Source organism: Streptomyces sp. NPDC043854, assembly GCF_056436005.1.
This window is the reverse complement of sequence record NZ_JBWKDK010000128.1, coordinates 1-2,670: the sequence shown is the minus strand read 5'-3', so window position 1 is coordinate 2,670 and position 2,670 is coordinate 1. Positions and strand designations below refer to the sequence as shown.

Here is a 2,670-nt window from a genome sequence, read left to right as displayed (position 1 = left end):
GCCTCCCCCCCCCACCCTCCCCCCCCCCCCCCCGCCTGCAACAGGATGTGCACGAGAACCCCTCCCCCCCCCCCCCCCCCCCCCCCCCCCCCCCCGCCAACCCCCCCCCCCCCCCCCCCCCCCCCCCCCCCCCCCCCCCCCCCGGGGAGCCGGCGGTGCCGGTAGGTCCTTCGGCGGGTGCGGTCAGACCGCCGCGGTGTCCGGGGACTCCGCGGGCTGGGGGATGCGGTCCAGGCCCCTGCGGTCGTAGAGGCGGGTGACGCCGAAGCCGAAGACCAGGGAGACGGCGAGCGCGATGCCCATGGCGGCCCAGGCCCGGGTGAGGCCGGCGTCGCCCTGCGCGCCGAAGTAGAGGATGGAGCGCAGGCCGCCGGTGAGCTGCCGGAGCGGCTCGAACTCGGCGAGCGTACGGAAGAACCCGGGCAGCGCCTCCAGCGGCACGGTCGCACCGGAAGAGGGGACGGCCATCGCGATGAAGACGATGGTGGAGACCAGCATCCCGGGCGTGCCGAAGGCGGCCAGCAGGGCGAGGCCGCTGATGCCGACGACCGCGATGGTGCCCACCGAGTACAGCCAGAGCAGGCCCAGGTGGGAGGCGTCCATGTCCAGCAGGCGCACGGTGATGACCTCGACCAGCGAGCCCATCACGACCGAGAGGCCCAGCATCAGCACGGTGCTGATCGCCAGGGTGCGCACGCGGCTCGTGTGCCGGACGGGGGTGCGCTTGCGGAAGGGGCCGTAGTCGGTGTGCAGGTAGCCGAGCGCGTTGTCGACCTGGGAGTTGATCACGTTGGCGGCGAGCATGCCGCACACCAGCAGGACCAGGGCGTAGTAGAACGCGCTCAGGCCCATCGCGCTTCGCGCGCCGAGCGGGTGGCCGTCGGCGACCTCCACGGCGGCGGGGTCGGCGAGCATCAGCTTGGCGGCCGGGGGGAGCTGGGCGGCGGCCGCGCCCTGGCCGGACATGCGGGCGAGGAGCTCCTTGCCGAGCTGCACGGAGGCGGCGTGGGCGGCCTTCTGGGTCGCCTGGGAGGCCATGGAGGAGCCGAAGCTGCCGGCGGCCTGGTTGGTCAGCACCGTCAGCTTCGGGCGGACCGGCTGCGGCTGCGCCTGCCCCTGCCCCTGCGGCTGGGCCTGTGCGTGTGCCTGTCCCTGGGGCTTGGCCTGCTGCTGCCCCTGGGGCTGGGCCTGGGCCTGGGCCGGCGGTGCGGTCAGGGCCGACACCGAGGCGGTGAAGTCCTCCGGGACGACGAGCGCACCGTACAGCTTGCCCTGGCCGAGCCGCCGGTCGGCCTCCTCGCGGCTGAGGACCTGCCACGAGATGCTCCGGTCGGAGCTCGCGGACTTTTCGATCCCCGTGACGACCTGCTCGCCGAAGTTGACGCGCTTGCCGCCCGAGTCGGCGCCCCGGTCGCTGTTGACCAGCGCGACGGGCAGGTCGCGCAGGTTGCCCTTCGGGTTGACGTTGCCCCCGACGTAGAGCAGCGCGAACAGCGTCGAGACCACCGCGAGGATCGCGCCCGTGCCCGTCCACAGTCGTGGGCTGCGCAGGACGGAGGAGGGCTTGGAGGACGCTGTGGGCGGCGGCGGCGGCGCGGCGGACGGCTGGGGCGAAAGCATGGCAGCTCCAGGGTGATTACATGGAGTAGTTGGATATTCAAGGTATCCAGTTACTAGATAGTGGCAGTATCTTCTTGGGGTGTCCAATCGACGGCGGCGGAAGCCCGGCCGCACCACAGCGAGGTAGCCCATGAGGATCTCGGAGCTCAGCCGCAGCACGGGCGTGCCCGTCGCCAGCATCAAGTACTTCCGCCGGGAAGGGCTGCTGCCCGCCGGCCGGGCCACGGCCGCGACCCTGGCCGAGTACGGGGAGGAGCACGTCCACCGGCTCCGGCTGATCAAGGCGCTGACCACGCTGGGCGGGCTGTCCATCGCCGCCACCCGCGAGGTCCTCGCCGCCGTCGACCGCGCCGACACCACCGACGCCGCCCTCGGCGCGATCAGCTACGCCCTCCCGGTGCCTGTGGCCGAAGCCCCGGCCGGGGACTCCGATCGGGAGGCCGAGGCCGAAGCGGCCGCCGAAGCGGACGTCGCGCAGCTGATCGCAGCCATGGACTGGCAGGTCCCCGACACCTCCCCGCACGTACGGGGGCTCACCACCGCGCTCAGGCAGCTCAGGCGGCTCGACGCCGGCTACCGGCCGGACGGCCTCCTCGCCTACGCCGAACTGGCCGACTCCATCGCCCGCCTCGACCTGCGCCGCGCCGCCGCCTTCCGGGACTCGGCGGCGCTGGCCGAGCAGGCGGTCATCGTGTTCGCCCTGTCCGCCCCCGTGCTCGAACTGCTGCGGCGCATGGCCCAGGAGGACCAGGTCCGCCGCCGCATCACGGCCGAGGACCCCGCCGCCGGATAGCCGCGCGTCCACGCCGGGGGCGTCGCCGGGATGCAGGGGCAGGGGCAGGGGCACGTCCGTCGGCACGGGTGCCGACGTCCGACCGCGGACCGGGGGGGGGGGGGGGGGGGGGGGAAGAGGGGGGGGGGGGGGGGGGGGGGGAGGGGGGGGGGGGGGGGGCGGGGGGGGGGGGGGGGGGGTGGTCCCCCCCCTTTCCTTCGCTTTCCAAGCCACACCGCCAAACCCACCCCCCCCACCACCCTCCCAGACCCCTTCCT

2 protein-coding genes are annotated in these 2,670 nt (G+C 74.5%); one reads left to right on the top strand and one right to left on the bottom strand.

Annotated features, from left to right (window positions below; genetic code table 11):
- Positions 1–183 precede the first annotated feature (183 nt).
- Complete coding sequence (locus AC068A_RS37270) at positions 184–1,620, bottom strand: DUF3533 domain-containing protein (protein ID WP_478590737.1); 1,437 nt, start codon at positions 1,618–1,620, stop codon at positions 184–186.
- A gap of 130 nt (positions 1,621–1,750) precedes the next feature.
- On the opposite strand from AC068A_RS37270, the gene AC068A_RS37265 reads away from it, so the two are divergent.
- Positions 1,751–2,413: a MerR family transcriptional regulator gene (locus AC068A_RS37265; protein ID WP_478590736.1), complete on the top strand. Its 663-nt coding sequence runs from the start codon at positions 1,751–1,753 to the stop codon at positions 2,411–2,413.
- The last annotated feature ends 257 nt before the right edge of the window (positions 2,414–2,670 follow it).